This window comes from Pseudomonas sp. Irchel 3A7, assembly GCF_900187565.1.
Taxonomy (GTDB): domain Bacteria; phylum Pseudomonadota; class Gammaproteobacteria; order Pseudomonadales; family Pseudomonadaceae; genus Aquipseudomonas.
The window spans coordinates 393,251-417,056 of the sequence record NZ_FYED01000005.1; the positions used below are offsets into that span (position 1 = coordinate 393,251).

General features: G+C 59.8%; 18 protein-coding genes and 1 pseudogene. 5 read left to right on the plus strand and 14 right to left on the minus strand.

The features are described from left to right. Positions 1 to 318: 318 nt before the first annotated feature. From pelG to CKW21_RS11280, 8 genes are read right to left on the minus strand one after another with little or no spacing between them, the layout of a single operon-like run. A complete protein-coding gene (gene pelG / locus CKW21_RS11245; RefSeq protein ID WP_095194024.1) occupies positions 319 to 1,689 on the minus strand; it encodes an exopolysaccharide Pel transporter PelG in 1,371 nt (456 codons plus the stop codon). Beyond that, positions 1,690 to 3,204, minus strand: a complete 1,515-nt coding sequence (gene pelF / locus CKW21_RS11250; RefSeq protein ID WP_095194025.1) for a GT4 family glycosyltransferase PelF — start codon at positions 3,202 to 3,204, stop codon at positions 1,690 to 1,692. Beyond that, positions 3,201 to 4,190, minus strand: a complete 990-nt coding sequence (locus tag CKW21_RS11255; RefSeq protein ID WP_095194026.1) for a HEAT repeat domain-containing protein — start codon at positions 4,188 to 4,190, stop codon at positions 3,201 to 3,203. The genes pelF and CKW21_RS11255 overlap by 4 nt, the downstream gene beginning before the upstream one ends. Then, positions 4,168 to 5,532: a PelD GGDEF domain-containing protein gene (locus tag CKW21_RS11260; protein ID WP_256590200.1), complete on the minus strand. Its 1,365-nt coding sequence runs from the start codon at positions 5,530 to 5,532 to the stop codon at positions 4,168 to 4,170. Before CKW21_RS11260 ends, CKW21_RS11255 begins: the two co-directional genes overlap by 23 nt. A 5-nt stretch (positions 5,533 to 5,537) precedes the next feature. Continuing rightward, positions 5,538 to 6,056, minus strand: a complete 519-nt coding sequence (locus CKW21_RS11265) for a penicillin-binding protein activator LpoB (protein ID WP_095194028.1) — start codon at positions 6,054 to 6,056, stop codon at positions 5,538 to 5,540. Between the two features lie 28 nt (positions 6,057 to 6,084). Then, complete coding sequence (locus CKW21_RS11270) at positions 6,085 to 9,723, minus strand: tetratricopeptide repeat protein (RefSeq protein WP_095194029.1); 3,639 nt, start codon at positions 9,721 to 9,723, stop codon at positions 6,085 to 6,087. Next, positions 9,701 to 12,514 (minus strand): bifunctional glycoside hydrolase 114/ polysaccharide deacetylase family protein, encoded by a 2,814-nt coding sequence (locus CKW21_RS11275; RefSeq protein WP_095194030.1) that lies wholly within the window; start codon positions 12,512 to 12,514, stop codon positions 9,701 to 9,703. Before CKW21_RS11275 ends, CKW21_RS11270 begins: the two co-directional genes overlap by 23 nt. A 60-nt stretch (positions 12,515 to 12,574) precedes the next feature. Next, positions 12,575 to 13,507, minus strand: a complete 933-nt coding sequence (locus CKW21_RS11280; protein ID WP_095194031.1) for an NAD-dependent epimerase/dehydratase family protein — start codon at positions 13,505 to 13,507, stop codon at positions 12,575 to 12,577. A gap of 267 nt (positions 13,508 to 13,774) precedes the next feature. On the opposite strand from CKW21_RS11280, the gene CKW21_RS11285 reads away from it, so the two are divergent. Continuing rightward, positions 13,775 to 14,236: a cysteine hydrolase family protein gene (locus CKW21_RS11285; protein ID WP_095194032.1), complete on the plus strand. Its 462-nt coding sequence runs from the start codon at positions 13,775 to 13,777 to the stop codon at positions 14,234 to 14,236. Between the two features lie 88 nt (positions 14,237 to 14,324). Here CKW21_RS11285 and CKW21_RS11290 read toward each other — a convergent pair whose 3' ends face one another. The 3 genes from CKW21_RS11290 to CKW21_RS11300 all read right to left on the minus strand — a co-directional run bounded on the left by CKW21_RS11290 (position 14,325) and on the right by CKW21_RS11300 (position 16,992). Beyond that, on the minus strand, positions 14,325 to 15,227 hold the full coding sequence (locus CKW21_RS11290) for a nucleotidyl transferase AbiEii/AbiGii toxin family protein (RefSeq protein WP_095194033.1): 903 nt from the start codon (positions 15,225 to 15,227) through the stop codon (positions 14,325 to 14,327). Further along, positions 15,214 to 15,783: a type IV toxin-antitoxin system AbiEi family antitoxin gene (gene abiEi / locus CKW21_RS11295; protein ID WP_095194034.1), complete on the minus strand. Its 570-nt coding sequence runs from the start codon at positions 15,781 to 15,783 to the stop codon at positions 15,214 to 15,216. Before abiEi ends, CKW21_RS11290 begins: the two co-directional genes overlap by 14 nt. Before the next feature lie 84 nt (positions 15,784 to 15,867). After that, complete coding sequence (locus CKW21_RS11300; protein ID WP_095194035.1) at positions 15,868 to 16,992, minus strand: M50 family metallopeptidase; 1,125 nt, start codon at positions 16,990 to 16,992, stop codon at positions 15,868 to 15,870. Positions 16,993 to 17,352: 360 nt separating this feature from the next. Between CKW21_RS11300 and rimJ the strand changes: the two genes are divergently transcribed. From rimJ to CKW21_RS32295, 4 genes and pseudogenes are all read left to right on the plus strand, one after another. Next, entirely contained in the window at positions 17,353 to 17,940 is a 588-nt protein-coding gene (gene rimJ / locus CKW21_RS11305; protein ID WP_095194036.1) for a ribosomal protein S5-alanine N-acetyltransferase, read from the plus strand. A 329-nt stretch (positions 17,941 to 18,269) separates the two neighbouring features. Beyond that, positions 18,270 to 18,542 (plus strand): DUF6124 family protein, encoded by a 273-nt coding sequence (locus tag CKW21_RS11310; RefSeq protein WP_095194037.1) that lies wholly within the window; start codon positions 18,270 to 18,272, stop codon positions 18,540 to 18,542. 552 nt (positions 18,543 to 19,094) lie between these two features. Continuing rightward, positions 19,095 to 19,973 (plus strand): annotated as a pseudogene (locus CKW21_RS32290) (methyl-accepting chemotaxis protein); the annotation flags it as partial. 201 nt (positions 19,974 to 20,174) lie between these two features. Beyond that, positions 20,175 to 20,879: a methyl-accepting chemotaxis protein gene (locus CKW21_RS32295; protein ID WP_371917517.1), complete on the plus strand. Its 705-nt coding sequence runs from the start codon at positions 20,175 to 20,177 to the stop codon at positions 20,877 to 20,879. 119 nt (positions 20,880 to 20,998) lie between these two features. Here the strand turns inward: CKW21_RS32295 and CKW21_RS11320 are convergent, their stop codons facing one another. The 3 genes from CKW21_RS11320 to CKW21_RS11330 form a co-directional block, all read right to left on the minus strand. Continuing rightward, a complete protein-coding gene (locus CKW21_RS11320) occupies positions 20,999 to 21,367 on the minus strand; it encodes a glyoxalase superfamily protein (protein WP_095194039.1) in 369 nt (122 codons plus the stop codon). Positions 21,368 to 21,486: 119 nt separating this feature from the next. Next, positions 21,487 to 22,944: an amidohydrolase family protein gene (locus CKW21_RS11325; RefSeq protein WP_095194040.1), complete on the minus strand. Its 1,458-nt coding sequence runs from the start codon at positions 22,942 to 22,944 to the stop codon at positions 21,487 to 21,489. A gap of 1 nt (position 22,945) precedes the next feature. Continuing rightward, positions 22,946 to 23,806 carry a MurR/RpiR family transcriptional regulator gene (locus tag CKW21_RS11330; RefSeq protein ID WP_095194041.1) on the minus strand — a complete coding sequence of 287 codons (861 nt, stop codon included), beginning with the start codon at positions 23,804 to 23,806 and terminating at the stop codon, positions 22,946 to 22,948.

Genomic DNA, 23,806 nt, shown 5'->3' on the forward strand with positions numbered 1-23,806 from the left:
CCTGGTGGCATGTGGATTCCCGTTGAGCAGTCATTGCGGCCTGCCTGCTGCGCGGAGCGTGAAGACTCACGCGCCGTGCTCGGTCCCTTTGCGGGTCAACACATCGTTAGTGTGTGCAGCGCCGCAAAGCGGTCGGGCACGGTCGGAGGCATCGGCTGGGGTCAACATAAGCGGGAGGCCCGGAACACGTCGTCTTCGGCGCCAGCTCCGACGGTTCAAGCGTAGCAGCGCAAATTGGGCTGACATGACCTGTCATCGGATGAGATCACACCTGACATGTAAAGGCGCCGGCGAAGGTCGCCAGCGCCTTGTGGGTGTTTAGCGTGACAACATGAAGGTGTCGTACTCGAGGTCTTCCAGTGCCGTGGACAACCGATGCAATCCCAGCAGTACGCAAACCAGCAGCGAAAGAGTGAAGCCGTAGCCGAAGAAGCTCGGCCCCAGGTGCATGCTGAGCAACGTCAACCCGGCGTTCAACACCGCGAAAATCACACACAGCTCCAGCACCACGGCACGCTTGTCGAGGTAGAAAAACACGTTGAGCAGTGCCATGAACACCACCTGGATGCTCACCCCGATCAAGTCGATGTAGAACAGCGGCAGGTAGTAACTGGAGATCCCCAGCCAGTCCAGCAAGCGCGGGGCGAACAGAAACAGCAGCACCACGGTCAGCCCCTGCACCTTGCAGATTTCCAGCAGGCCCTGACGGATCGACAGGGTCATTTCGGTTTTCAGCGAACTGATGTGCTGCAGGGTTTCACCTTCGCGGATGGCCCGGAACAGTCGGTCATACCACTCGGCAAAATCGGTTTCGATGCGCACCAGGAACACCGCCATCCCGGGAATGATCGCCAGGTACGCGAGGAAAATCGGCAAGTCATACAGAATCGACGCACGCAGCGGACCGATGACGATGTTCGAGGTACCCGGGTTGAACCAGAACAGGAACTTGTCGATCCAGATACCCAGGTTATAGAAGAGCCCGGTGGCCAGCAGGCTGAGGAACACCTGGCGGCGCTGGAGGAAGTCGAAGGCGATCAGTTTCTCGGCGCGGTATTCGCGCAAAATGTCATAGAGAAACAGGAACAGCAGCGTGCTGTGCCCGATCAACAACGCCAGCAGCAGGCCCGCGATGCCCAGGAAGGCCAGCAGATACGCACTGACAACCATCAGCGTGTAGCCCACCAGCATCACCAGCAGGATACGGTTATAGGCCTTCATCCCCGAGAGGAAGATGATCACCATCCACAGGTTGCACAGCACCACGAAATTCGACAGCACCAGTAATCGGTAGATCAACGACTGATCGAACAAGGTCGTCAACACGACGATTCCCAGCACACCGGCACCGATGGTGACCAGCAACAGCACGCCCAGCAGGTTGGGCAGGATCTGTTCGTATTTGTGCTCGAACAAACGGTCGGAAACGAATCGGGTGAAGAACAGTTGCAAGCCGCCTGTGAGGATCAGCGAACTGGCCATCAGATACGTCACGGTCACCAGAAACTGCCCGACCAGGGTGTTCGGCACCACCAGGCCCAGGCTGATGATCCCCACCAGCATTACGCTGATGATCGACAACACCCAGGGACCGGAGCTGATCAGCCCGGCATACACATAAGCGTGCAAGGTCGCGGTGTAGGAATCGCGCGACAGGATCTTGCGAAGTTCGAAGCCAATCCCGGCCATTTAACTGTTCTCCATGGCGGCTTGATACAAGTCGCGATAACGCTGCAGCATCAAGGCTTCGGTGTAGTAACGGGTGACCCGCAGCAAGCCGCTGGCCTGAGCGGCCTGCCAACGTTGCGGGCTGCGCAGCAGTTCGAGGATCGCCACGCTGGTGGCTTGTGGATCGGCGATCGCCACGACTTTGCCGGCCAGGCCGAGGTCGCGATCTTCAGCGCTGCCGCCTTCGATCAACTCGCGGCACGACCCCACGTCACTGCTGACCACCGGCGTACCGGCGGCCCAGGCTTCGAGGATCACCAGCGGCTGTGCCTCGCTGATCGAAGTCAGCACCATCAGGCCCAGTTTGGGCAGGATTTCCTGGATACGCTGGAAGCCAAGGAAATGCACCTTGCCCTCCAGCCCCAGGCTGGCCATCAGGCTGCGGCATTCGCTGACGTATTCGGGGTCTTCCTCTTCCGGGCCGACGATCCAGCCTTCAACCTGGGGCATGGTGCTGATCACGCCGCGCATCGCCCGCAGGAAAGTCTTCACATCCTTGATCGGCACCACACGCCCGATCAACCCCACCACCGGCGCAATGCCGGGCGCGCGGGATTCGAGTGCCGCAGTCCATTGCGGCAGGTCGATGCCGTTGGGAATGACCCGGGTACGCACCGGATCTGCGCCGTCCTTGATTTGCCGCTGACGGTTGCCGTCATACAGCGAGATGATGCTGTCGGCGCTGTTGTAGGTCAGCTGGCCGATGCGTTCGAAGAAGCGCACCCACAAGGTTCGGATGTAACCCGAGCCGGCGTCGAGACTGCGGTTCAGTGCCTGTCCGGAACTCTCGGCAATCCAGGTGGCCTGGGCCAGGTCGATCTTGCGTTCCTTGGTGTAGATTCCGTGCTCGCTGAGCAGATAGGTGCAGTTCCAGCGTTGCTTGAGGATGCAGCCCAACAGCCCGGCGTAGCCGGTGGAGATCGAATGCAGCACCCGCGCCCGAGGCATGCGGCGCGACGACTCGGCGAGCATCAGCAACGGCGACTGCATCGAGCGCAGGGTCCAGAAATAGTTGATGAACGACGGGTCGGCGCAATGCAGGCGATAACCTTCGCTCAACGCCTCCCAACTGGCGCGGCTGCGCAGCACGTCGTCGAGGGTCAGACGACCCTGGACGATGTTGTCGAGCAGGCTTTCGCCCAGCGCAGGTTCCGGCGCGTCCGGGTGGTGCAGGAAGCGATACAAATCCTGCAACTGCTGCAGGTCGGCTTCCCGTGGCGTGCCCCGGATGTCGGTCGGATGGGTCGCGTCTTCGAGGAAGACCTCTTCGATATGCAGCACATTGGGCGGCACCTGGTAGCGACGCTCCCCATAGGCCGAGCGCTGCCCGCCGATGAACATGACCGAGAACGTCAGTTCCGGCAGGCCGAGGATCATCTGGTGAATCCAGCTCGACACACCGCCGCGCACGTAAGGCCAGGTGCCTTCGAGCAGCAGGCAGATGTCGGCCATTGGCGCCTCTTCCTTGCGACTCATGTCCAACTCCTCACCAGATCAGCGAAGGGTGGTCGCTGACGGGTTTTTTCCGGAAGGCTGGCGAGCAATCCGGGAATTTCGTGATAACGACCGGCCTCGAACGCCAGCTCGGCGTGGAACGGCAGAATCTGCGCCGCGCCCATGCCGTTTTCCTGGGCCTTGGTCAGCAGGACTTCGGCGCGATCGATATCCCCGCGCTCCAGGGCGATACGCCCCGCCAGCAGAAACAGTTCACCGCCCTCGCCTGCGGCCAGGCCTTGCTCGGCATGTTCGCTGGCCTGATTGAGCACGTGTTCCAGCACGCTGCCCTGGGCCAGGCCCAGATACGCCAGCTCCCAATACCAGCGCGCCAGCGTGCCATGCAATACACCGGCGGCCTTGGCCGTGGCACCGTGCAATTGGCCGAGGGCAATCTGGATGCGCAGGTTGATGTCGCTTTCCTGCTTGTCGAGCATCGAGTACGCCAACAGCCGCACGTCATCGCTCGGATCGCCCAGTGCCAGCTTGAGGATCGGCACCGCCTCCTTGCCGGGCATGCGTTTGGTAGCCAGCAACGCCGCCAGGCGCTGATCTGGATCGGAGGCATGACGCAGCACGTCCTGCAATCCGCCATCGGCAAAAATCGGCGTGCGCGATTGCAGTTGGGCCCGGTACGGCAGACTCGGAATCCCGACCGCTTGCCAGGCCTGCTTGTCGCGTTTGCGTGGCAGGTACAGGGCCGGGAAGATCGCCGCGACCACCCCCACCGCACCGAGCGCCGGCACAAAAAACGCCAGGCTGAATATGAACAGCGGGCTCCACGGCAGCGGCGAGCGATAACGCGCCGGCAACAGCAGCCATACCGCGCCGCACAACATCGCGCAGGCCAGGCCATGACTGAAGGTGAACACCCACAATTGGTGCGCCTCGGGCACGTCGACCCATAGACTGGTCCAACTGCCTGCCTCTAGCAAAAAGGCTCCGCTAAACAGCCACTTGCTGATCATTCAGACCACACTCGTTGAACAGGAAATTACGCAGCCCGTTGTGTTCACCAGGCTCCAGGTTGAAAGGCATGACCCGCACGCCGAGGCTGTCCATATCACTTTCAATGCCAAAGTGTTCGTGCAACAACAGGTTGATCCTCGCCAGGTAACCTTCAGTGCCTTGCGGGCTGGTCAATGGCAACAGCACCAGCAACAACTGATGGTCACGGTTGTTGCGCAGCGGCAAGTGCAGGTCCAGACCGCGCTGACTGCGTTCCAGCAAGCGCGTCAGTTCTTCATTGGCGCGGGTCATTTCGAAGGCGAACAGGCCGGCTGACAACTTGTGTTGCTCGACGTCCACCAGTGAACGCTTGAGTTGCAGCGTAAAGTGCTGGGCATCGGCATCGGCCAGTTGCAGCACTTGCGTATCGCGCAACAGCAGGTCGGCAATGTGCCCGGCCAGCAACGCGAGCAGGCTCAAGGTACGATCCTGGAAGGCAAAGAACGGCATCTGTCGCACCGCCAGTATCGCCAGGAGACGCCCCTCGGCATCGATCAACGGAATGCACGCCTGCAACGAGGAAAATTGCGCCGCGGCGCCGGCTTCGAGCAGCTCCTGACGCACGCTCACCAGCTCACCGCGCTCCAGACAGAGCTTGACCAGACCGTCCTCGGTGTCCAGGGAGCCCATGACACCGACGGTGGCCAGCGGCGTGGGCAACACCCGCTCACCGCGATCGTCGACCCGGTAAAGGCCGGCCACCCGCAGTGCGCCATACTGCCCCAACACTGCTACGATCGGGTCGGCCAATGCACCCAGCGCATCGCCTTCGTCCGGCATCACCCGCAGTTTTTCACGCAAGCCCAGCAACGAACTGCGCAAGCTTTGGTCGCTGCCTGCCACGCGCTGCTCCAGCAGGTCGTGGGAGACCCGCAGGATCTGATGGGCGCGGGTGAATTCATCGAGACGATACTGGCGATAATCGTTGGCCATCTGCAGACGCTCCAGGCGTCGTTCCCACAGATCGCGAACCTCGCCCACCAACATCCCGCACACCAGCACGCCGACAATCCACGACGGCTCAAGCTGGGCGTACCCGGCATGGCCGCTGTAGCGCAGGGCGAACACTGCCATCACCAACAACGCAGCGCTGAGCAGCCCGCGGACAAATCCGTAACGCACACCCAACAGCAGCGGCGCCAGAATCGGCCAGGGGAAACCGCCGTGCATCTGCATCGGGTCTTCCGGGGTCAGCCACAGGCCCAGGCCAATGGCCAGGCCGGTCACCAGGAACGTTTCCAGCCAAGACACCGGGCCGCTGGCGCGAGGCGCCAGGCTGTAATCCATGTGTGGAGAATTCATTGCAATCACTCGAACCGAAGGGCGCCAACAAGTGTGTCGAGCACTTTTTGCGCAGTGCCCGCCAGGCTTTCACGGGACCAACCGGCACGCGCACCGCTTTTGCTCCACAGCACACGACCGCTGTCGGCATCGAGTACGCGCAGGCTGATGCCCACCGCTGGCTCGCCGTCCAGACCGTTCTTGTACTGCCATTCTTCGACGCTGCCGGCGACCACGTAATCGAGTTTCTGCTCACGGGCCCAATCAAGGGCACCGGCCAGACGCTCGTTGTCGTCCATCAACGCTTGCTCACCACGGGTGCTGGCTGGGTAAACCCGTGGTTGCAGGCCGTGGCTGCTGAGCACGCTGAGCAGGATTTGCTCGCTGCGCTCACCGGCCTGCGGCGTTTGCGAATAGTTGACCATCGGCACGATGCCCCACTGCGCATTGCGCGGCAGGGTCGGGCTGGCATCGTCGGTGAAGCTGGCGCAACCGGCGACGAACAGGACCGCCAGCGCCAGGCTCAGATTACGAATTGCTTGCATACGTTGTTCTCCCGTAGAAATTCCATGATCAGCGTCCGAAACGCACGCCGTAGCTCACACCCAGTGTTCCGCCGGCCTTGCCGTCCCCGCCTTGTGGCGCGGATTGGTAGCCGAAGGTGAAGGCCAGTTCGTCATCGCCCAGCACTTCAACGCCGATCCCGGTATTGATGCCGTAGTTAAAGGTTGAATCCGTCCATTGCCAACCTGCCGTCAGGTCCACCAGCCAGGTGTATTGCGGCCTGGTCCGCACCAGCGCGCCGGGCAAGCCACGGCGCCAGGAACTGCCGACATACAGTTGGCCGTAGCGACTTTGCAGCAAATCGCTGGCCGTCACCGTTTCGATGTCCAGTGGATTGATCGGATCGGGCAAACCGGTATCAGGGTCGAATGTCTGCACAGGCGCCGCCCTGATGACCGGGCCACCAAAGTTGCTGGACAGATAATCCAGCGTCTTGTCCTTGACCCGGTTCTTCTGGTAATCCACACCGCTACGCACGGTCCAGTTGGGACCGGCGAATTCCAGCGTGTGGTTGTACTCCATTTTCAGCGCATGGCCATCGCCCAGGTCGTCACCGGCACGGGTGGAAAACGACCGCTGAGCCACTTCCCAACTGAGCTGGTCACGGGCGGTCAGGCTATGGCGCCCCCCCAGATACACACGATCCTGCTGACCGAAAGCGCGCATCAAGCCGCTGTCTTCGTTCTTGCGATGCCAGTCGACGCCGGTTTCCAGTTCATCGCTCACGCCCAACTGCCAGGTCCTGGACAGTCCCAAGCCATTGCGATCGTCGTCCTTGCGCTGACTGGTGTCGGCGAACAGTTTGTAGCTGCCGTTCTCGACAGCGCGTTGCAAGGTCAGGGCCGCGTTACGCTCTTCGCCGATTTTCGAGGACTCGATGTCATCGCCGTGGTAGTCGCCCTGCTCCAATTGGAGGTCGGCGTACCACTGATCGCCCAGGTTGTGTGCAATCTCCAGGCGCGGCGCGTTGAACTCAAGGCCGCCGAAGTCTTGCTCATGCCACGACAACTGCGCCCCTTGCGGCGTGCGCTCGTGGATCTCCACCGCCTGACGGCGCAATTGCTCGCGCACCGCTTCCGGCTGATCGTCGCCGAGCGCGGTCAGGCTGGTATCCAGGGCTTCGTTCAGGCGCCCCAAGCGACTGAGGGCTTGTGCACGCTGGGCCGGGTTCAGGTCGCTACTGGCCAGCAGCGTTTCGACCTGAGCCTTGTTACGACTGCGCAAGGCCTGTTGAATCTGCTCATAACGCTCGACTTTCAAGCCCTGACCGCGAGCCCACTCCAGCCACTGGTCTTTCTGCGACTCCTGGTTGGTCGCGTCCAGACGCGCCAGCAAACGTTCGAACCACAGCTGCAGCATCGCTGGCGAGCCGTCCTTCCACTTCAACACTTCCTGCTGCGCTTTCTTCGGCGAGTAGCTGCTGGCCATCAGACGCAACCAGATACCGTAGCGCTGGGACGACGGTTGCAGGTTTTCGCCTTCAGGGCTGCGCAACAACTTCAGGCGCAGGCGCTGGGCCGCATCCTGATAACCGGCGCTGTCCAGGGCATCGGCATAGGCCGCTTGCACCAGCCAATCATTCGGACTGGTCTTGAGGTACATGCGATACCAGGCCAGCGCCTCGCTGTCGCGCCCGAGCATCTGGCTGGCACTGGCAAACGGCAGCCAGAGGATCCGGTCTTCACGCGCCCGGGCCTTCCATTTCGTCAGCAACGGCTTGAGCTCGGCGGTGTTGCCCTGATCGACGTAGAGCCACATCAGGCGTTCGCGGAACAGGTTGTCATCGTGGAAGCGCGTCAGGCCTTCCTGATACAGGCGCTGCGCTTCGTCGATCCGGCCGTCCTGCACCGCCAGGGCACCACGCACCGCCAGCACTTGAGCCTGGCCGTAGGCATCCGGGTACTGCTCGGCGTCCTTGAGCAGTGCTTGCACCTGGGGCCAGTCCTGCAATTCCTGGGCTTGCTGCAAGGCTTCGACCAGACGTTGTTGATCATGGCTGCGTTGCCAGCTGCCGATCATCAACTGCAGGGCGCGCTGCGGGTTATTGGTGCGATAAAGCGTGATCAACTGACTCTCGTCGCCGCTGTTGAGCGAGCCCTTGAGCACCAGCATTTTCTCCAGTGACACCTGCAATTCATCGTCCAGCTCCAGGTCCCAGGCCAGTGCAGCCCTGGAGCGCCAGTAGTTCGGATCGACGATCTTGCGGTTATCGACCTGCAACACCTGCCATGCCGACGGGTTATCGAACAACTTGAGGTAGGTGTCGACCCAATCGACCCGCTCGGTAGTGGTCAGGGCAAAACGTTTCGAATAGTCCTTGTAGACCTTGGCCTTCGCCGCGTACTGCCCGGTGTTTTCCAGGTTTTGCAGCAGGCGCGTCCAGGCCAGGCGATGCTGGGGGTACTTGCGCAAATACGTGTGCAGCCAGGCTTCGGCCTGTTCCGGCGTGCCTCGGGATTCGTGGCCGTAGATCAATGCATCGAGCTCGACATCGGTCAGTGCGCGTTGCTCCATGATCTCGGCGAGCAATGGAATCGAGCGATCGAAGTCGAACTGCTGGCTGGCCAGCCGCCAGGCGTGCTCGCGGGTCTGCGCGGTTTCATGCAACTTCAGCAGACGAATCCAGTAACCGAGCGCCGCTTCGGTTTCACCGCGCCATTCACCCAGCTGCGCCATCTGCTCCAGCAAGGGCAGATCTTCGGGATATTCAGCCAGCAATTGCTGACCGCTTTCCCAGGCACCCGGCAAGTCGCCCAGGGCCAGGCGCATGCTGAAATCCTTCTGCAGGATTTGCGGGTCGTCCGGCTGCAAGACGCGCCACTGTTGCAGGAAGCGCTGCGCCAGATCGAAGCGCTTGCTCGCGATCGCCACATCGACGCCCTGCTGCACCCAGGCCGTGTCGGTTTGCGGATTGATCAATTGATCGATTTCATCGGCGAGCACTTGCGCAGCCTGGTCACCCTGCCCGGAGGCCAACAGGCTGTTATAGGCCAGCTGCGCGTATTCACGGCGCTCGGCGGCCTGTTCGGTGTCCTTTTTCAGTTCCAGATAGATCTGCGCGGCGCGCGCCGGCTGCTCGCCCGCCAGGTACCACTTGGCGGCGGACTCGAGCGCATCGCTGCGCTGCTGCGGATCGCGGGCGGCGATTTCTTCATAGACGTTGGCGGCAAAGGCCGGCGCCTGCAAGGTCAGCGCGAGCCTGGCCAGGTTCTGCAGTTGCGGCAGCGGCAACATACGATGATCGAAGCTTTTCAGACGCTCGACCAAGGCCTGTTGCGTAATCAGATCGCTGCCCTTGGCCGCTTCCAGCGCATCCAGCTCCAGACGGTAATACGCCTGCAATTGCAGGTTCGGCTCGGGCCAGTTTTCCAGGTGCTGGCGTGCCTTGGGGTATTCACCCAGGCGGATCAACAGATCGATGAGTTGCAGGCGCAGGTGATCGTCTTCCGGGTGGGCGGTCAGCAGCAACTCGGCGTAGTTGGCGGAAACCGCATCCGGCTCGCGCCCATCCGGCTGGAACACTTCTTCACGCTGGAAGGTCGCCCACAGCAGACCTCCCACGGCAACCGCGACCACCGCCAATGCCCATGGATTGAGCAGGCGAGTGCTTTTAGTGACTGAAGGGTTAGTTGCAGAGGAGCTGACCATGACTCACCTGCTTGATAGGTAATTGAAAAGTCCACAGACCGCCGGACGCCTTGCCGGCAAAACGCTGCCCATCCACTTCGACCCGGCAAGCGCTCGCCGAGCGCACCGAGAAGCTCAGGTCGATCTGACCGGCAAAGGAAAAGCTCACGCGTTTGTCATCCAGATAGCGCCACTCCAGCAACGGCAAATTGGCTTCTTCCAGGGCTGGGCGTGGGTCACGATCCGTGCGCAACACCAGCAACGCCTGGTCACTGCTCAAGTGCACATAGCGCCCCTGGGGCAATTCACGCACGCCGGCGATACCTTGGGAACGCAGCAGATCCGGCCAGCCCATTTGCGGGTCCAGGCGCACGGTGCGCAACGCATCCATGCCGCGAATCTGCCAGTTGCCGTCGGCTGTCTTCGCCAGGCTGGCCTGATACAGACCGTGCAAGCGATCGAGGTAATCGCTCATCCACAACGACATCGGTTGCTGCTCACGCATGTAGCCGTAGATCTCGTTCATCGCCTTGATCGAGGCCTGCTTGGTGCTCGAATAGAAGTGGTAATAGAGGTGCAGGCCACGCAAGCGGCGCGGGCTGTCGGTCAGTTCGAAGGTCTCGATCACATCACGAAAACCGTAGTACGGGCCTTTCCACAGGTTGGTGTAGAGGTTCTCGTTGATAATCGGCGCGTAGTACTGCAAACCGCCGGCGGTAGGCCGCATCAACGGGTTCAGGCCGGTCAGCGACGGGTTGGCCTTGGTCAGCATGGTTTCGGCGCCGTTGACGTTTTTCAGGCCCGCGTCGTAGGCCAGCTTGATTGTGGCCGACGACGGCAAGGCATCGCCCGGCCAGAAGATCAGCTTCACCGGTTTTTCCGGGGTGGTCAGTTGCTGGTTGATGTAGTCGCGCGAGCCAAACACCTCGCGACGGAAATCCAGTTTGTCGTAATTCGGAATGGCCATTTTCAGGCCATATTCCGGGTTGAAACCTTCACGCTTTTGCGCCACTTCCGGCTGCATGAAAAACGGGTGACTGAAGGTGTGCGTGGCGACTTCGACTTTCGGGTTGGCGAACAATTCGCGGGCAATGGGTTCCAGTTCGCGGGCCAGAAACGGAAACATCCCGCGCGGGGAAATCTCACCCTCGACGATCGACACCGAAGTCAGGAACGGGTTGGGCCGAATGAAATCGTCGAGTACCTGTTTGCCCGCGTAGGGTGTGCCGCGCACTTCGGCGCGGGACGGGAAACCATCGCCATCGATGTGCACCGTGGCAATGCGCCGACCATTTTCGGTGGTGGTGTCCGGACGCGGTTGCACCGGCAGGCGCAGGCTGGCCTGGAGGAAAGCGAACGGATCGAGAATCCAGCGGCTGCGTTCATTGTTGGTTTCGAGGATATAAGGCGCCAGGGCCAGGCCGCCCCAACTGGCGACAGCCACCGGGGCAAACGTTTGGCCACCTTCGCCAGTCAACAACAGCGCAGGTTTAGGGCCGTCGGGTAAAACGGAAACCGCGGTCAGGTCACGGGATCGGGGTTGCACCGGTGCTTCGAACGCCCCGAGCAGCGCCTTGTCCTGATAGGTGATCGTCAACGGCTGCGTGGCAGGCGGCGCTCCGCGATCGAGCCCCAGGCGCTTGAGTAACACTTTGTCTTCGACCGGCAGGCCGGCGAAAAATACCAGCGGCACCTGTTCGTCCAGACGCTTGCCCAGCCAGCGATTGAACGCCGGCGCGTCCTGCGGCGGGCCGCTGGTCATCCAGGTGACGATGCCGGCGTACAAACCACTGAAGCGGTGCTCCGGCAACGTATCGTCAGCGGCCAGGTAATCGACGCGATAGCCAAGGTATTCGAGCAGACCACCGAGCAGCGTGTGCCCGGCGTTGCGGATCAGGTCGCCTTCACGCGGGTCATAGACCAGCGCGATTCGACGCGGCTGGACTTCGATGTTGCTGATGCCCATCGAATCCAGATCGGGCGTGCCGATGTACGGAATGAATCCTTCTTCGCGCAGACGCTTGGCCAGCTTGCGCGCTTCGTCGCGACGCTCGGGCGGCAAGTAATCGATTGCCACCAGCGGGATACCTTTGGCGCGCAGGGGTTGCAGCTGGGTTTCCAGCCACTGGCGATCCGCTTCCGGCACCGGACGATAACGCTTGGCGGACGCATCCCACCCGGCGTGGATGGATTCCACGGCAACCGCGGCGGCCACGCCATCGAGTTCAGGCAGCACTTCGAAACCACGGTTGAAAAACAGCTTCAGGTTCGGCTGGCTCTTGTGCAATTCGCGCAAGAAACTGGCGAGGGCCAGGCGTTGCTTTTCCCGCTCGCCTTCCGGCATCAGCTGGAAGCTATCTAGGGTGTCGAGGAACAACCCGGCGTAACCTTCAGCCTCGAACGCCTTGGCGCGGCCGAGCAAATGCTCACGCCAGGCTGGCGAGGCGAGGTCCATGACCTGGCTGTCCCAGGCGCTGTTGCGCACCGGGCTGACGGCTTTGCCCAGGCCCGCCTTGTCGATGGCCGCCTTGTTGCCGCTGAACTCGCCAACCGACAGATAAGCGAACGGCTGGCTGCCCAGCTTGCGCAGGGCTTTGACATCGCCCGCCGTCAAATGCCCCGGCTCGACCACTGACCAGTCGAACTGGGCCAGCTCGGAAATGGGCGGCTCGTCGGCATACCAGAAGGTCACGCTGGAAGGTGGCACCAATGCGGCGGCCTGCACGGCGGGCCCGCTCACGCACAATGCCAGAGCGGCTAACAGTCGCCTGGCGACCGAGCGGACACGCGTCCTGCGAAAAACGATTTCCATAACTCACTCTTGAATTGACTGAACCAGTGCCACTGAACCCGGAACGATAAACCGACCGGGTTACAGACTGCGGATGAGTTGCGCCAGCCCCTTGCCGATGGAAGTCGGTTCGGGGAGATTGAAGCGCTCGAGCAGGCGGGCGTTGTCGGCGCGCGAGTGGCGTATGTCGCCCTGACGTGGCGCCTGATAATTCACCGTCAACGGGTCGCCGGTGGCACTTCCCAGTTCAGCGATCAAATCGTTGAGACTGGTGGAGCGGCTGAGGCCGATGTTCACGGCACCGGGACGCGGCTCTTTCGCCGTCACGGCTTGCAGCAGAATGCTTACCAGGTCCTGGACATAGACGAAGTCACGGGTCTGCTCGCCATCGCCGAAAATCGACACCGGCTGCTTGTTCAGCGCCCGCTCGGTGAAAATGCTGATCACACCGGAGTACGGCGACGACGGATCCTGGCGCGGACCAAAGATATTGAAGAAGCGCAGGACCACTGGTTCCAGGCCGTGCTCGCGGCGGTAGAAATCCAGATAATGCTCACTGGCCAGTTTGTCGCTGGCATACGGTGTCAGCGGTGCCTTGGGCGTGTCTTCGTCGATGGCCGAACCTTCGCCATTGTTGCCGTAGATGGCAGCACTGGAGGCGAACACCACGCGCTTGATCCCGGCTTTCAACATGCTTTCACAGACGTTGAGAGTGCCAACGAAGTTGCTTTGATGGGTGCCCACTGGATCATCCACCGACGCTTGCACCGAGGCCACGGCCGCCAAATGGATGACGGCACTGCAATCGCGCATCGCCTGCATAACGGCGGCACTGTCGGCGACATCACCGATGACCAGGTTCAGATTGGCATTATCCATCGGCAAATTACTGACTTTGCCTGTGGACAGGTTATCCAGTACGCGAACCTTGTATCCCTTGGCCAGCAACGCTTCTACAAGATGCGACCCGATAAATCCCGCCCCGCCAGTGACCAGTACTCGCTCAACGAACATGAAATTTCTTCCTGAAGATTCAAGCGGATACTAGTGTTGGATGTCCGCTAACGGTGGTGCTGGTTTAATCGTATACGAATGTAAAAAGTGTAAAACCACCCGGTCACAACCGGCAGTTTTATGGCGGTAGGCCATCAAAACGCGGCCGATAATGGGAGATCGGACGAGCACTGTCAATAGGTTGTCTATTTCGTCGCCGAACGGCGTAGCGCGTCAAAATAAAGCCATTTTTTTGACGGCATTAATCGGATCCAACCGGAGTTTCACATGCGCCAAGCCTTACTCATCATCGACGTACAACCCAGCTTCGCCCCGCCGCAATGGCTCATCGACGGCATTCGTTCGCTCGTTGGCACACTGCCCAGCGTCGCCACCGTCGAACGCCACGACGAAGTGAAAACGCCGTTCCAGAAACAACTCGGCTGGCACCCCGCCGCGGATGACGACAGCCTGATTGAAGCCGACCGTATCTTCATCAAGCACGGCTACGCGCCAACGCCTGAAACGATCGAGTACCTGAAAAGCCTGAACGTGGATCGCGTCCTGGTGTGCGGCCTGCAAACCGAAACCTGCTGCCTTGCGGCCGGGTTTGCGCTGTTCGATGCGGGGTTGCAGCCGACGCTGATCACCGATTTGACGGTGGGGTCGTCACTGGATCGGTCGGGGGGATTGGGGGTGCGGCTTTGGGAGCATCATTTTGGGGAGGTGGTGACATCAAACCGGCTTTGATCAGAATTCGGTTGGATAACTCAAGATAAGTGCAGAGGCAGTGTTCAATGTAGAAGCGTGAGTTGGGCAGTTCCCCTATCTTTTCACGTTACATCTTGAAATCTGCACCTGGCACACGCTGAACGCCTTTCAATGAGTTCTCGGTAAGCACGAACAACTCTCGTATATGAGCCACTAAAAACGTCCAGAAATCCGGATCATTTACGGTCTGTGTCACTAACTCACGCGGGAGGAATCGGCTCATTTCCTTTCGAAAGTCGACAACGATTTTCGGATCAGCGTCCAGCAACATGGAACGCTCCTTGAACAGGCTCAAGAACTCACTCTGGTCGCTGTGGTGATCACCCAGTTTTTTTGTAATCAGTTCAAGTTTCGGCGTGGTCCCTTGTTGACGCAACCAAACCATATCCCAGAGATCACGATTCTTGATTCTGTTAGGGCGCAACGCAAAAGCCACGATTTTGTCCACGTAGATTTCCTCTCGGGTTTCAGCCTGGAGGATCAGGCCGCTTGTACCCATTTCTACCCCATAAGGGTTGAGTAGAAGCATTGGCTGAGGCTGGTAGCTTGGAATTGCACACACATCGATATTGATACGCTGAGGTGGAAGATCTCTACGACCTGGCCGGGTTTGCACCTTCAGCTTCCAAGTGTCGACATTTCCTGTTTCACGAACAGGTTCGCTGACCTCGACCTCAAGCCCGTATTTGATTTTCAGTGTGCTGACCAACACATGGGCAAGTTCAGTCAGGTTGTCGCGATTGAAATCCGCGCCACCGGTAAAATCCAGGTCCTCACTCAAACGGTTGGAACCATAGCAGGCACGCAAGCAGGTACCGCCAATAAAGGTCAGCCGGGCGAGCATGCCAGCCGAACTCAGCGCCAGCATGATGTCATGGTGCAATAGCTCCTTTTCCACAACGACTCGCAATGGCGCCAGATCTTGCCTGTTTTTCAGCGCCTCATTCACCAGCTCATCAAACAAGCTCATCGACAACGCTCCAATCGATCAAATCCATGTTTCGTTTTGCGATCCTCATGTCTCGCAATGCCTGTTGTGGTGCTGCACGCCACAGTCGACAACGTGCGTCATAGTGGAGCTGTCCGACCAAATCCTGGGCTTTCTGGCGAGTGTGTATGAATTCGATCGTGCCCCAGCGACCGCATGAGATGGTGTTGCTACGTCCGGATGACATCAGCGTGATCCAGTTGATAGGGATCTGCGAAATAACGCCGCAATCACTCAATGCCGTTTCAAGACTGATGTAGTTGAACTGCATCGCACGTAATCTGGCGGCGGCATGAAAGAGCACCAATCCGCTGGAGGCTTGCATCCCTTCAAACAGATAAAGACCTCGACACACTCGCGTCAGATATCCTTCGGAAGCTATTCGGCTCAATAAGGTTTTATAGGCCCCCTCGGACAGATCTGGCACCAATGCCCTGAGATCGTCTGGTGTAAACAGATAGCGTTCGTCGCTGGCCAAATGAGTCAGTTTCCGGAGGAGTCTTCCCATCGGTTGATTAGACTTTGAGGACCTATGCATGACCAAACACTCAACAGAAGGTTTCAATTAATGTAACTTACTGTTGAGTCAATCGAAAAGCGAACTGTATTACCGTCCTACTCATCAGCGATCAAGCTCGCCCTTACCGAGCTCTCGAATATGGGACGCCAATCTAGTCTCACTTTTGCTCAAGGAAAGATTCGGAGAATTGCGCGCCTGACTCAATGACCGTTCAAGGTGTTTTTCGGCCGCCACAGCATTCCCTGCAACGAATTCCCGAAATGCGAGACAGCGGGGCCGAAGTGAAGGACAACACCAGTCGACTTCATCACTCAACAAATCGTCTCGCAGCTCTCCCGTGCGCCTTAAAAGCATGGCCTTGGAGAAACCCAACTCAATTTGCAAGATCGAGATCAACAGTGCCAGTGACCCCAGATTGTGCGACGACGCCTCCAGCAGGGTTTGCAAATCATGGCGCTGCTGTGTGGCAGCATGCCAATCTCCCTGAATTTGCAGAGCATTCAAGCGGTACCAGATAGCAAGCAATGGTGCAGGCATCGGCTCAGACGTGAGCAACGCGATGTCGTCATCTGGTAACTCTTCACTGGGTGTCCCGGCAACAGAAAGTGCCAACAACCGCGCATTCGCAAGCATCGGAATCTGCTCCTCCTTGACCAGACACCATGCGATCAGTCCAGCACCGTCACTGCTGCCACCCAAGTAAGTAGGAATCAGATTGGAAACCCCCATTGCAATGTTGCTGACACCGAGCGCCAACATGAACATACGCATCGTTTCCTGTGACGAAAAGCCAACACCGATGCAAAGGCACCCGACGACCAGGTTTGCCAGCGGCCCCATTACAATCATGACGATGAATTGCCGACTCATAGGCAGGCAAGGGTCAGCCGCGGCCATGATATAGCCACCCAATTTTGATCGTTTCGGCTGAGGCGACCATCGCATACGCCAACCACGCCGTAGCGGGAGCAGTTCTACCGCGGCAACACGCACTGCCAGTACAGTCATGTGACTCCACTTCGCCCCCAGATAGTGGCCGCCTTCATGGATGCAAGTACTCAGGATGATCAATACAACGGTCAAGACCGTCGCCCAAAGGGGAGCTAAGTCCGAATCGATGCCAATGCCGAGGATGAAGGCAGTCGCCAGCACTCCACTTACGGACACTATCGTCTGCGATAGCGAAAGCAGTTTAAACAAGCTCATTACCCATTTGTTGCCCATCATTGAATGCTTACCGCAGTGACCGAGATAGGCCTGCGACTTTAGGTGGTGATGACCTCCAGCCTCAACCGCCAAACTGCGTAGGAACCAGGTAGGAGACGCGAAGGGAAAGTCCTACAGAAAAAACGCGAAGTGTGATGACCCATTGCAAGTACAACTTCTGGCGCTGGCTGAGTTTCGATTCGCGCGTGTACCTCGCAATGGATTCCCCCCATTGACCAGCACATGAACTTTTCTTCACCCCGCCTTAATGCCACACCCTGTACATTTCCCTCGCTCATTCAAGAAACTACGGTTTGCCCGCCCTCCCGCGGGCTTTTTTTTGCCTGTAGATTGGTCGTCATTCCCCCACTGGAGCGCCAGATGACGATCCTCTCCCTGCCCTGCAAACGCGTGACACTGGCGATCCTGAACCCCAGCCAGGCGGCGCTGGAAAGCGATTTCTATCGACGTAACCACGCGCACCTCGCCCCCTGGTCACCCGTTAGAGCGGACAATTACTACAGCCCGGAAAGAATCCGTTCGCGCCTGGCGCAACAGGCCATGGCCTTCGATGAAGGGTATGCAGTGCATTTCGCCGTGCTGGATCGCGACAACGGGCAAATGATCGGTGCGTGCAATTTCAGCGGCATCGTTCGCGGGGCGTTTCAGGCGTGCTATCTGGGTTACCACATTTGCGAGTCCCGACAGGGTCAGGGGTTGATGCGCGAAGCACTCGAAGCGGGCATCGGCTATATGTTCGAAACCATGAACCTGCACCGGATCATGGCCAACTACATTCCCGGCAATGAACGCAGTGCGCGGTTGCTGGAACGGCTGGGATTCGAGCGTGAAGGGTATGCCAGGGACTATCTGAACATTGCCGGGCGCTGGCAGGATCATGTGCTGACAGCACTGGTCAGCAGGGTCTGGGAGGATCCGGACCGGCAATGGTCGCGGCAACTGGGTTAGCGCGTCCTAAAGGCGATTAAAATGAGAGGAAAGATCCCACAGGTGTTTCAGGTTGTCCGTCGGAAGTCGGGGAAATAGTCTCTGGTGGTCGCTGAAAAATTCAGTGACCGGGTGTGAGATCCCGGCAACTCATAGTCATCCAATGCCAGTATCCGCATAATTGCCGCCAGCTTTTCCGCTGTCCGTAAATGCGTTATGGCGGCTGTGTGCGGGCAGACTTTATGTCTGGCCGGGTGCCTATGACCGGTTTTCTCACCTCGCACATAGCTGCCACCTTTTGCCGTGTGAGAAACGGCAAGAGATGGCTTCCACCGCATAGGAGCATTGCCTTGGATAAGTTAATCCCCGATCCCCCCTTCGAAATCGAAAGACCCTACCGCCCAACCACATTTTTCACCGTCCTCCCCGACATAAAAACCGAAAACCTCCTCGCCCACGCCTGCGAGTCATTAGCCTCAGCCAACGTCATGCTCAACGACTTCGCTACCTACCTGAACGGCCCACAGCGCAATACGGCGCTGGTCATTGCACAGATCATCATGCTGGCAGAGCTGGCGGTTAACCGTGCGCTGGATAACGTTGATCCGCAAGAGCAAGTCTGATCACCGCGTTATCGTTCTTCGCGAGCAGGCTCGCTCCCACAAGGGATTGCGCTCTTCTGTGGGAGCGAGCCTGCTCGCGAATGCTGTCTATCAGGCAAAACGATTCAAAACACCGGGCTGGGTCTCATCCACCATCACCGACTCTTCAGCCATCTGCAGCACGGACATCGCCAACCCCATTTGATGCGTCGAGGGTAGAGGCTCGGGCGTGGGCAGGCAGTGAAACGCTTGTGAAAAAAAGCTTAAAGGCTACGTAAAAGACGCAAAAACCTTGTTACAGAATCTGCCAGACAAAATCCTTTCAGCTCTCGCGGTTGCGGCCGATACAAACCTTCTACACACCCTGCTGGCACCTAAAAACAACAATCTTCCAGCCAACCGATGATCGAGAAGCACCACGTTCCTGGAGGAATTTTGATGAATAGCTGGTTCGGCAATATCAGCGTGAACCTGAAACTGGGCCTGGGGTTTGGCCTGGTCCTGGCCCTGACCTGCGTCCTCGCCCTGACCGGCTGGACCAGCCTCGGCAGTTTGATTGACCGCAGCAACTGGATGAGCGACATCACCCAGCTCAACGCCGGCCTGACCAAGCTGCGCGTGGTGCGCCTGCAATACATGCTGACCAACGGCGATGAAACCACCGCTCAGAATGTGCAGACCAGCCTTGAAGCCTTTTCCGCTCAGCAGCAGGCCCTGCTGGTGAAATTCAAGAGCCCGGAAAACCTCAAGCTGCTCAAGGAGCAAGGTGCCGTCATCGACGCCTACAAGACGTCGCTGAACAAAATGCGGGGGGCCTATCGCGCCGGCAACAGTGCACGGGACGTCATGACCGCCAACGCGGAAACCGCCAACACGCTGATCAACGCCTTGAACAGCCGCGTGCAACAACTGCCGCCGAGCGATCAACGCTTCGAACAGTTCCAGGCCATCACCGCCGCCAAGGAAGCCTTCCTGCTGGCTCGCTACGAAGTGCGCGGCTACACCGCCACCACCAACGCCGAAACCGAACAGAAGGCCGTAGCCCAACTGGACACCGCCATCGCCAGCGTGAAGCAGCTCAACGTGCATTTCGCCGACGTGCAACCGGATGCCCTGCCGCAGTTGGAAACCGCACTGGGCAACTACCGCAGCGCCCTGCAGGCTTATAAAGCCGCGAGCAACGATGTGGTGCAGTCGCGCAAGGAAATGACCGACCAGGGCGCCGCCATCGTCTCCCTGAGCGAGCAGCTGTATCAGATCCAGCTCGACCGCCGCGATGCCGAAAGCGCCAAGGCCCGCACCCTGCAACTGGTCAGCACGCTGCTGGCATTGTTGGTGGGCATCATTGCCGCCGTGCTCATCACCCGCCAGATCACTGGCCCTCTGCGCGATACACTGGCCGTGGTCAATCGCATCGCCAGCGGCGACCTGTCCCAGGACGTCAAAGTCACCCGCCGCGATGAACTCGGCGTGTTGCAGCAAGGCATCGCGCGCATGGGCGTGACCCTGCGTGACTTGATCAGCGGTATCCGTGACGGTGTGACCCAGATCGCCAGCGCCGCCGAAGAACTGTCGGCGGTGACCGAGCAAACCAGCGCCGGCGTGAACAGCCAGAAGGTCGAGACCGATCAGGTCGCCACGGCCATGCACGAAATGACGGCGACCGTTCAGGAAGTTGCTCGCAATGCCGAACAGGCCTCACAAGCCGCCGCTGCTGCCGACGGCGAGGCCCGTGAAGGCGACAAAGTGGTCAACGAAGCCATCGCGCAGATTGAGCGCCTGGCCAGCGAGGTGGTGCGCTCCACCGAAGCCATGAGCGTGCTGCAACAGGAAAGCGACAAGATCGGCAGCGTCATGGACGTGATCAAGGCCGTGGCCGAACAGACCAACCTGCTGGCACTGAACGCCGCCATCGAAGCGGCCCGTGCCGGTGAGGCCGGTCGTGGTTTTGCCGTGGTGGCCGATGAGGTGCGCGGCCTGGCCCAGCGCACGCAGAAATCCACCGAAGAAATCGAAGGCCTGGTCGCCGGCCTGCAAAACGGCACGCAACAAGTGTCGGCGGTGATGAACAACAGCCGCGTACTCACCGACAGCAGCGTGGCCCTGACCCGCAAAGCCGGCGAGTCACTGGAAAGCATCACCCGCACGGTGTCCAACATCCAGTCGATGAACCAGCAAATCGCCGCTGCCGCCGAGCAGCAAAGCGCGGTGGCCGAAGAGATCAGCCGCAGCATCATCAACGTGCGCGACGTGTCGGAACAGACCGCCGCGGCCAGCGACGAGACGGCCAAGTCCAGTGTTGAACTGGCGCGGTTGGGGAATCAGTTGCAGATGATGGTCAGCCACTTCCGGGTCTGACATTCAGCCAGCGGTATATCACCAATCCAATCGCGGGCAAGCCCGCTCCCACAGGTTCAGTGAACATCCTGTGGGAGCGGGCTTGCCCGCGATGGCGATGTATCTGTCACCAAAGAAATTCAGACACTGATCGCATTGGTAAACACCAACCGGTTACCAAACGGATCGCTGATGGTCATGTCCTGGCTGCCCCATGGCATCGCCTGGATATGCGGGCGGGAGAATGGATAGTCCTTGGCCAGCAGTTGCTGTTGGAAGGCTTCCAGTTCATCGGTCTCGATGCGCAAGGCCGAGCCCGGTGTCGCATCGCCGTGGTGTTCGGACAGGTGCAACACGCACTCGCCCCGAGACACTTGCAGGTACAACGGGAAGTTGGCTTCGAAACGGTGCTGCCAGTCGATCTTGAATCCAAGGAAGTCGACGTAGAATTCAACAGCCTTGATTTCATCGAAGATCCGCAGGATCGGGGTGGTTTTGCCGAAGCTCATCGAGTTGCTCCCAGACAGAAATAGCCCACAGTGTAGCCGGGCTGTACGTCAGCAATTCGGCTTGCTGGCAGCATTCTTTAATCTCAATATGCCATCACTGTGACGCACAACCCAAAACGTCATTGAAACCCGTCACGCAAATCCCCCTCCCGCGCCAGAAACCGCCCTTCCCTGCGCCCGTTCGCCTGACCGTCGCGGTAGCTCAGCACACCATTGACCCACACCCCTTCGATGCCTTCGGCCGCCCGTTGCGGATCATTGAAGTCCGCAACATCGCGAATGGTCGCCGGGTTGAACAACACCAGATCCGCCCAATGCCCTTCACGAATCTCGCCGCGTTCCTTCAAACCGAATCGCGACGCCGACAGCCCGGTCATTTTGTGCACGGCGGTGTGCAGCGCAAACAGGCCCACGTCTCGGCTGAAATGTCCGAGTACTCGTGGGAAGGCGCCCCACAGCCGTGGATGTGGAAACGGGTCTTCCGGCAAGCCATCGGAACCGACCATCGACAGTGGATGCGCGAGGATTCGTCGCACATCGGCCTCGTCCATCCCGTAATACACCGCGCCGGCCGGTTGCAGCTGGCGGGCCGCGTCGAGCAACGACAGGTTCCACTCGGCGGCGATGTCCATCAAGTCGCGGCCGCCCATTTCCGGGTGCGGCGTGGACCAGGTGATGGTGATGCGATGGGCATCGGTGACTTGCTTGAGGTCCAGGGTCGACGAGCTCGCGGCATACGGATAGCAGTCGCAGCCCACCGGATGGGTTTTCGCCGCCTGTTCCAAGGATGCCAGCAGTTGCGGACTGCGTCCCCAGTTACCGGCGCCGGCACATTTGAGGTGGGAAATGATCACCGGGGATTTCGCATGGCGACCGATCTGGAACGCCTCGTCCATGGCCTCCAGCACCGGTTCGAATTCGCTGCGCAAATGGGTGGTGTAGACCGCGCCGAAGGCCGTCAGCTCTTCGGTCAGTTGCATGACTTCGTCGGTGGATGCCGAGAACGCGCTGGCATAGGCAAGTCCGGTGGACAAGCCCAGCGCACCAGCCTCCAGGCTCTCGCGCAGTTGCTCGCGCATCGCCGCTGTTTCATCGGGGGTCGCCGTGCGAAACAGGTCATCGAGGTGGTTGCTGCGCAACGCGGTATGGCCCACCAGAGCGGCCACGTTCAGTGTGGTATTCGCCGCTTCGACCGCGGCGCGGTAATCGCTGAATTTAGGGTAAACAAAGGCAGCGCAGGTGCCGAGCAGGTTCATCGGGTCCGGTGGATCGCCGCGCAAACTCACCGGTGAGGCGCTGATCCCGCAGTTGCCGACGATCACCGTGGTCACGCCCTGACTGAGCTTGGGCAGCATCTGCGGCTGGCGGATCACCACCGTGTCATCATGGGTGTGCACGTCGATGAAACCCGGCGCCAGCACGTGACCCTGCGCGTCGATTTCTTCAGCGGCGCGGGCGTCGTGCAAGTCGCCGATGCGCTCGATGCGACCGTTGAGAATCGCCACGTCACCCGGATAACCGGGGCTGTTGCTGCCATCAATGATCAAGGCGTTGCGGATCAGCGTGTCGTACATCATGTCAGTCTCCCAGCGGCAAGTGATCGTCGCCGCCGCGGTAATCGTCCAGGGCGAGTTTGATCCGCCGCAGACGCTCTTGATTGTCTTGAGGATTGGCCAGTGCCAGCTCGGTGGCAAGCACATCGATGGCGAGCAACATGCCGTAACGTGCCGCCGTCGGTTTGTAGATGAAGGAGGTTTCGGCGCTTTGCAGCGGCAGCACGATGTCGGCCAATTGCGCCAACGGAGAGTCGCTGCGGGTAATGGCCAGAATCCGTGCGCCGTAGCTGCGGGCCAGCTCCACCGTTTCAATCAGCTCCGGAGTGATGCCGGTCAGCGAACAGACGATAACCACGTGTTCGGCGCTGAGACTGGAGGCCGTGATGCGCATCATCACCGCGTCGTGGCACACCGCGATCGGGTAGCCGAGTCGCACCAGGCGCACCTGCAACTCATCACTGCACAAGGTCGAGCAGCCCCCCATGCCAAAGGCGTGGATCATCCGCGCCTTGCCCAGCAGTTTTACTGCATCGCTGAAGCGCGACTCGTCGAAGGCCGCCAGATGCTGGCGCAGGGTCGACTCGATATCACCCACGATCTGCCCGTAGAACGCTGATTGCTCAGGCGTGCCCGCCGGGTCGAGAAAGCGGCTGCCGACACCGCTGGCCTGGGCCAGTTGCAGGCGCAGGTCACGCAAGTCGCGGCAGCCGACCGTGCGGGCGAAACGCGACAGCGTCGCCGTACTCACTTCCGCCCGCTGCGCCAGCTCATCGAGGCTGGCGGACGCGGCAAACCCTACGTCGTCGAGCATCAGGCGGGCGATGCGTCCTTCACCGGCGCTGAAAGAATCCTGGCGGGCGCGAATCTGGTAAAGGATGTCCAT

Bases quoted from the DNA above. Each gene is read 5' to 3' on its own strand.
- pelG (WP_095194024.1), bottom strand. From the start codon at position 1,689: ATGGCCGGGATTGGCTTCGAACTTCGCAAGATCCTGTCGCGCGATTCC.
- pelF (WP_095194025.1), bottom strand. From the start codon at position 3,204: ATGAGTCGCAAGGAAGAGGCGCCAATGGCCGACATCTGCCTGCTGCTC.
- CKW21_RS11255 (WP_095194026.1), bottom strand. From the start codon at position 4,190: ATGATCAGCAAGTGGCTGTTTAGCGGAGCCTTTTTGCTAGAGGCAGGC.
- CKW21_RS11260 (WP_256590200.1), bottom strand. From the start codon at position 5,532: ATGAATTCTCCACACATGGATTACAGCCTGGCGCCTCGCGCCAGCGGC.
- CKW21_RS11265 (WP_095194028.1), bottom strand. From the start codon at position 6,056: ATGCAAGCAATTCGTAATCTGAGCCTGGCGCTGGCGGTCCTGTTCGTC.
- CKW21_RS11270 (WP_095194029.1), bottom strand. From the start codon at position 9,723: ATGGTCAGCTCCTCTGCAACTAACCCTTCAGTCACTAAAAGCACTCGC.
- CKW21_RS11275 (WP_095194030.1), bottom strand. From the start codon at position 12,514: ATGGAAATCGTTTTTCGCAGGACGCGTGTCCGCTCGGTCGCCAGGCGA.
- CKW21_RS11280 (WP_095194031.1), bottom strand. From the start codon at position 13,507: ATGTTCGTTGAGCGAGTACTGGTCACTGGCGGGGCGGGATTTATCGGG.
- CKW21_RS11285 (WP_095194032.1), top strand. From the start codon at position 13,775: ATGCGCCAAGCCTTACTCATCATCGACGTACAACCCAGCTTCGCCCCG.
- CKW21_RS11290 (WP_095194033.1), bottom strand. From the start codon at position 15,227: ATGAGCTTGTTTGATGAGCTGGTGAATGAGGCGCTGAAAAACAGGCAA.
- abiEi (WP_095194034.1), bottom strand. From the start codon at position 15,783: ATGCATAGGTCCTCAAAGTCTAATCAACCGATGGGAAGACTCCTCCGG.
- CKW21_RS11300 (WP_095194035.1), bottom strand. From the start codon at position 16,992: ATGATGGGCAACAAATGGGTAATGAGCTTGTTTAAACTGCTTTCGCTA.
- rimJ (WP_095194036.1), top strand. From the start codon at position 17,353: ATGACGATCCTCTCCCTGCCCTGCAAACGCGTGACACTGGCGATCCTG.
- CKW21_RS32295 (WP_371917517.1), top strand. From the start codon at position 20,175: ATGACGGCGACCGTTCAGGAAGTTGCTCGCAATGCCGAACAGGCCTCA.
- CKW21_RS11320 (WP_095194039.1), bottom strand. From the start codon at position 21,367: ATGAGCTTCGGCAAAACCACCCCGATCCTGCGGATCTTCGATGAAATC.
- CKW21_RS11325 (WP_095194040.1), bottom strand. From the start codon at position 22,944: ATGATGTACGACACGCTGATCCGCAACGCCTTGATCATTGATGGCAGC.
- CKW21_RS11330 (WP_095194041.1), bottom strand. From the start codon at position 23,806: ATGGACATCCTTTACCAGATTCGCGCCCGCCAGGATTCTTTCAGCGCC.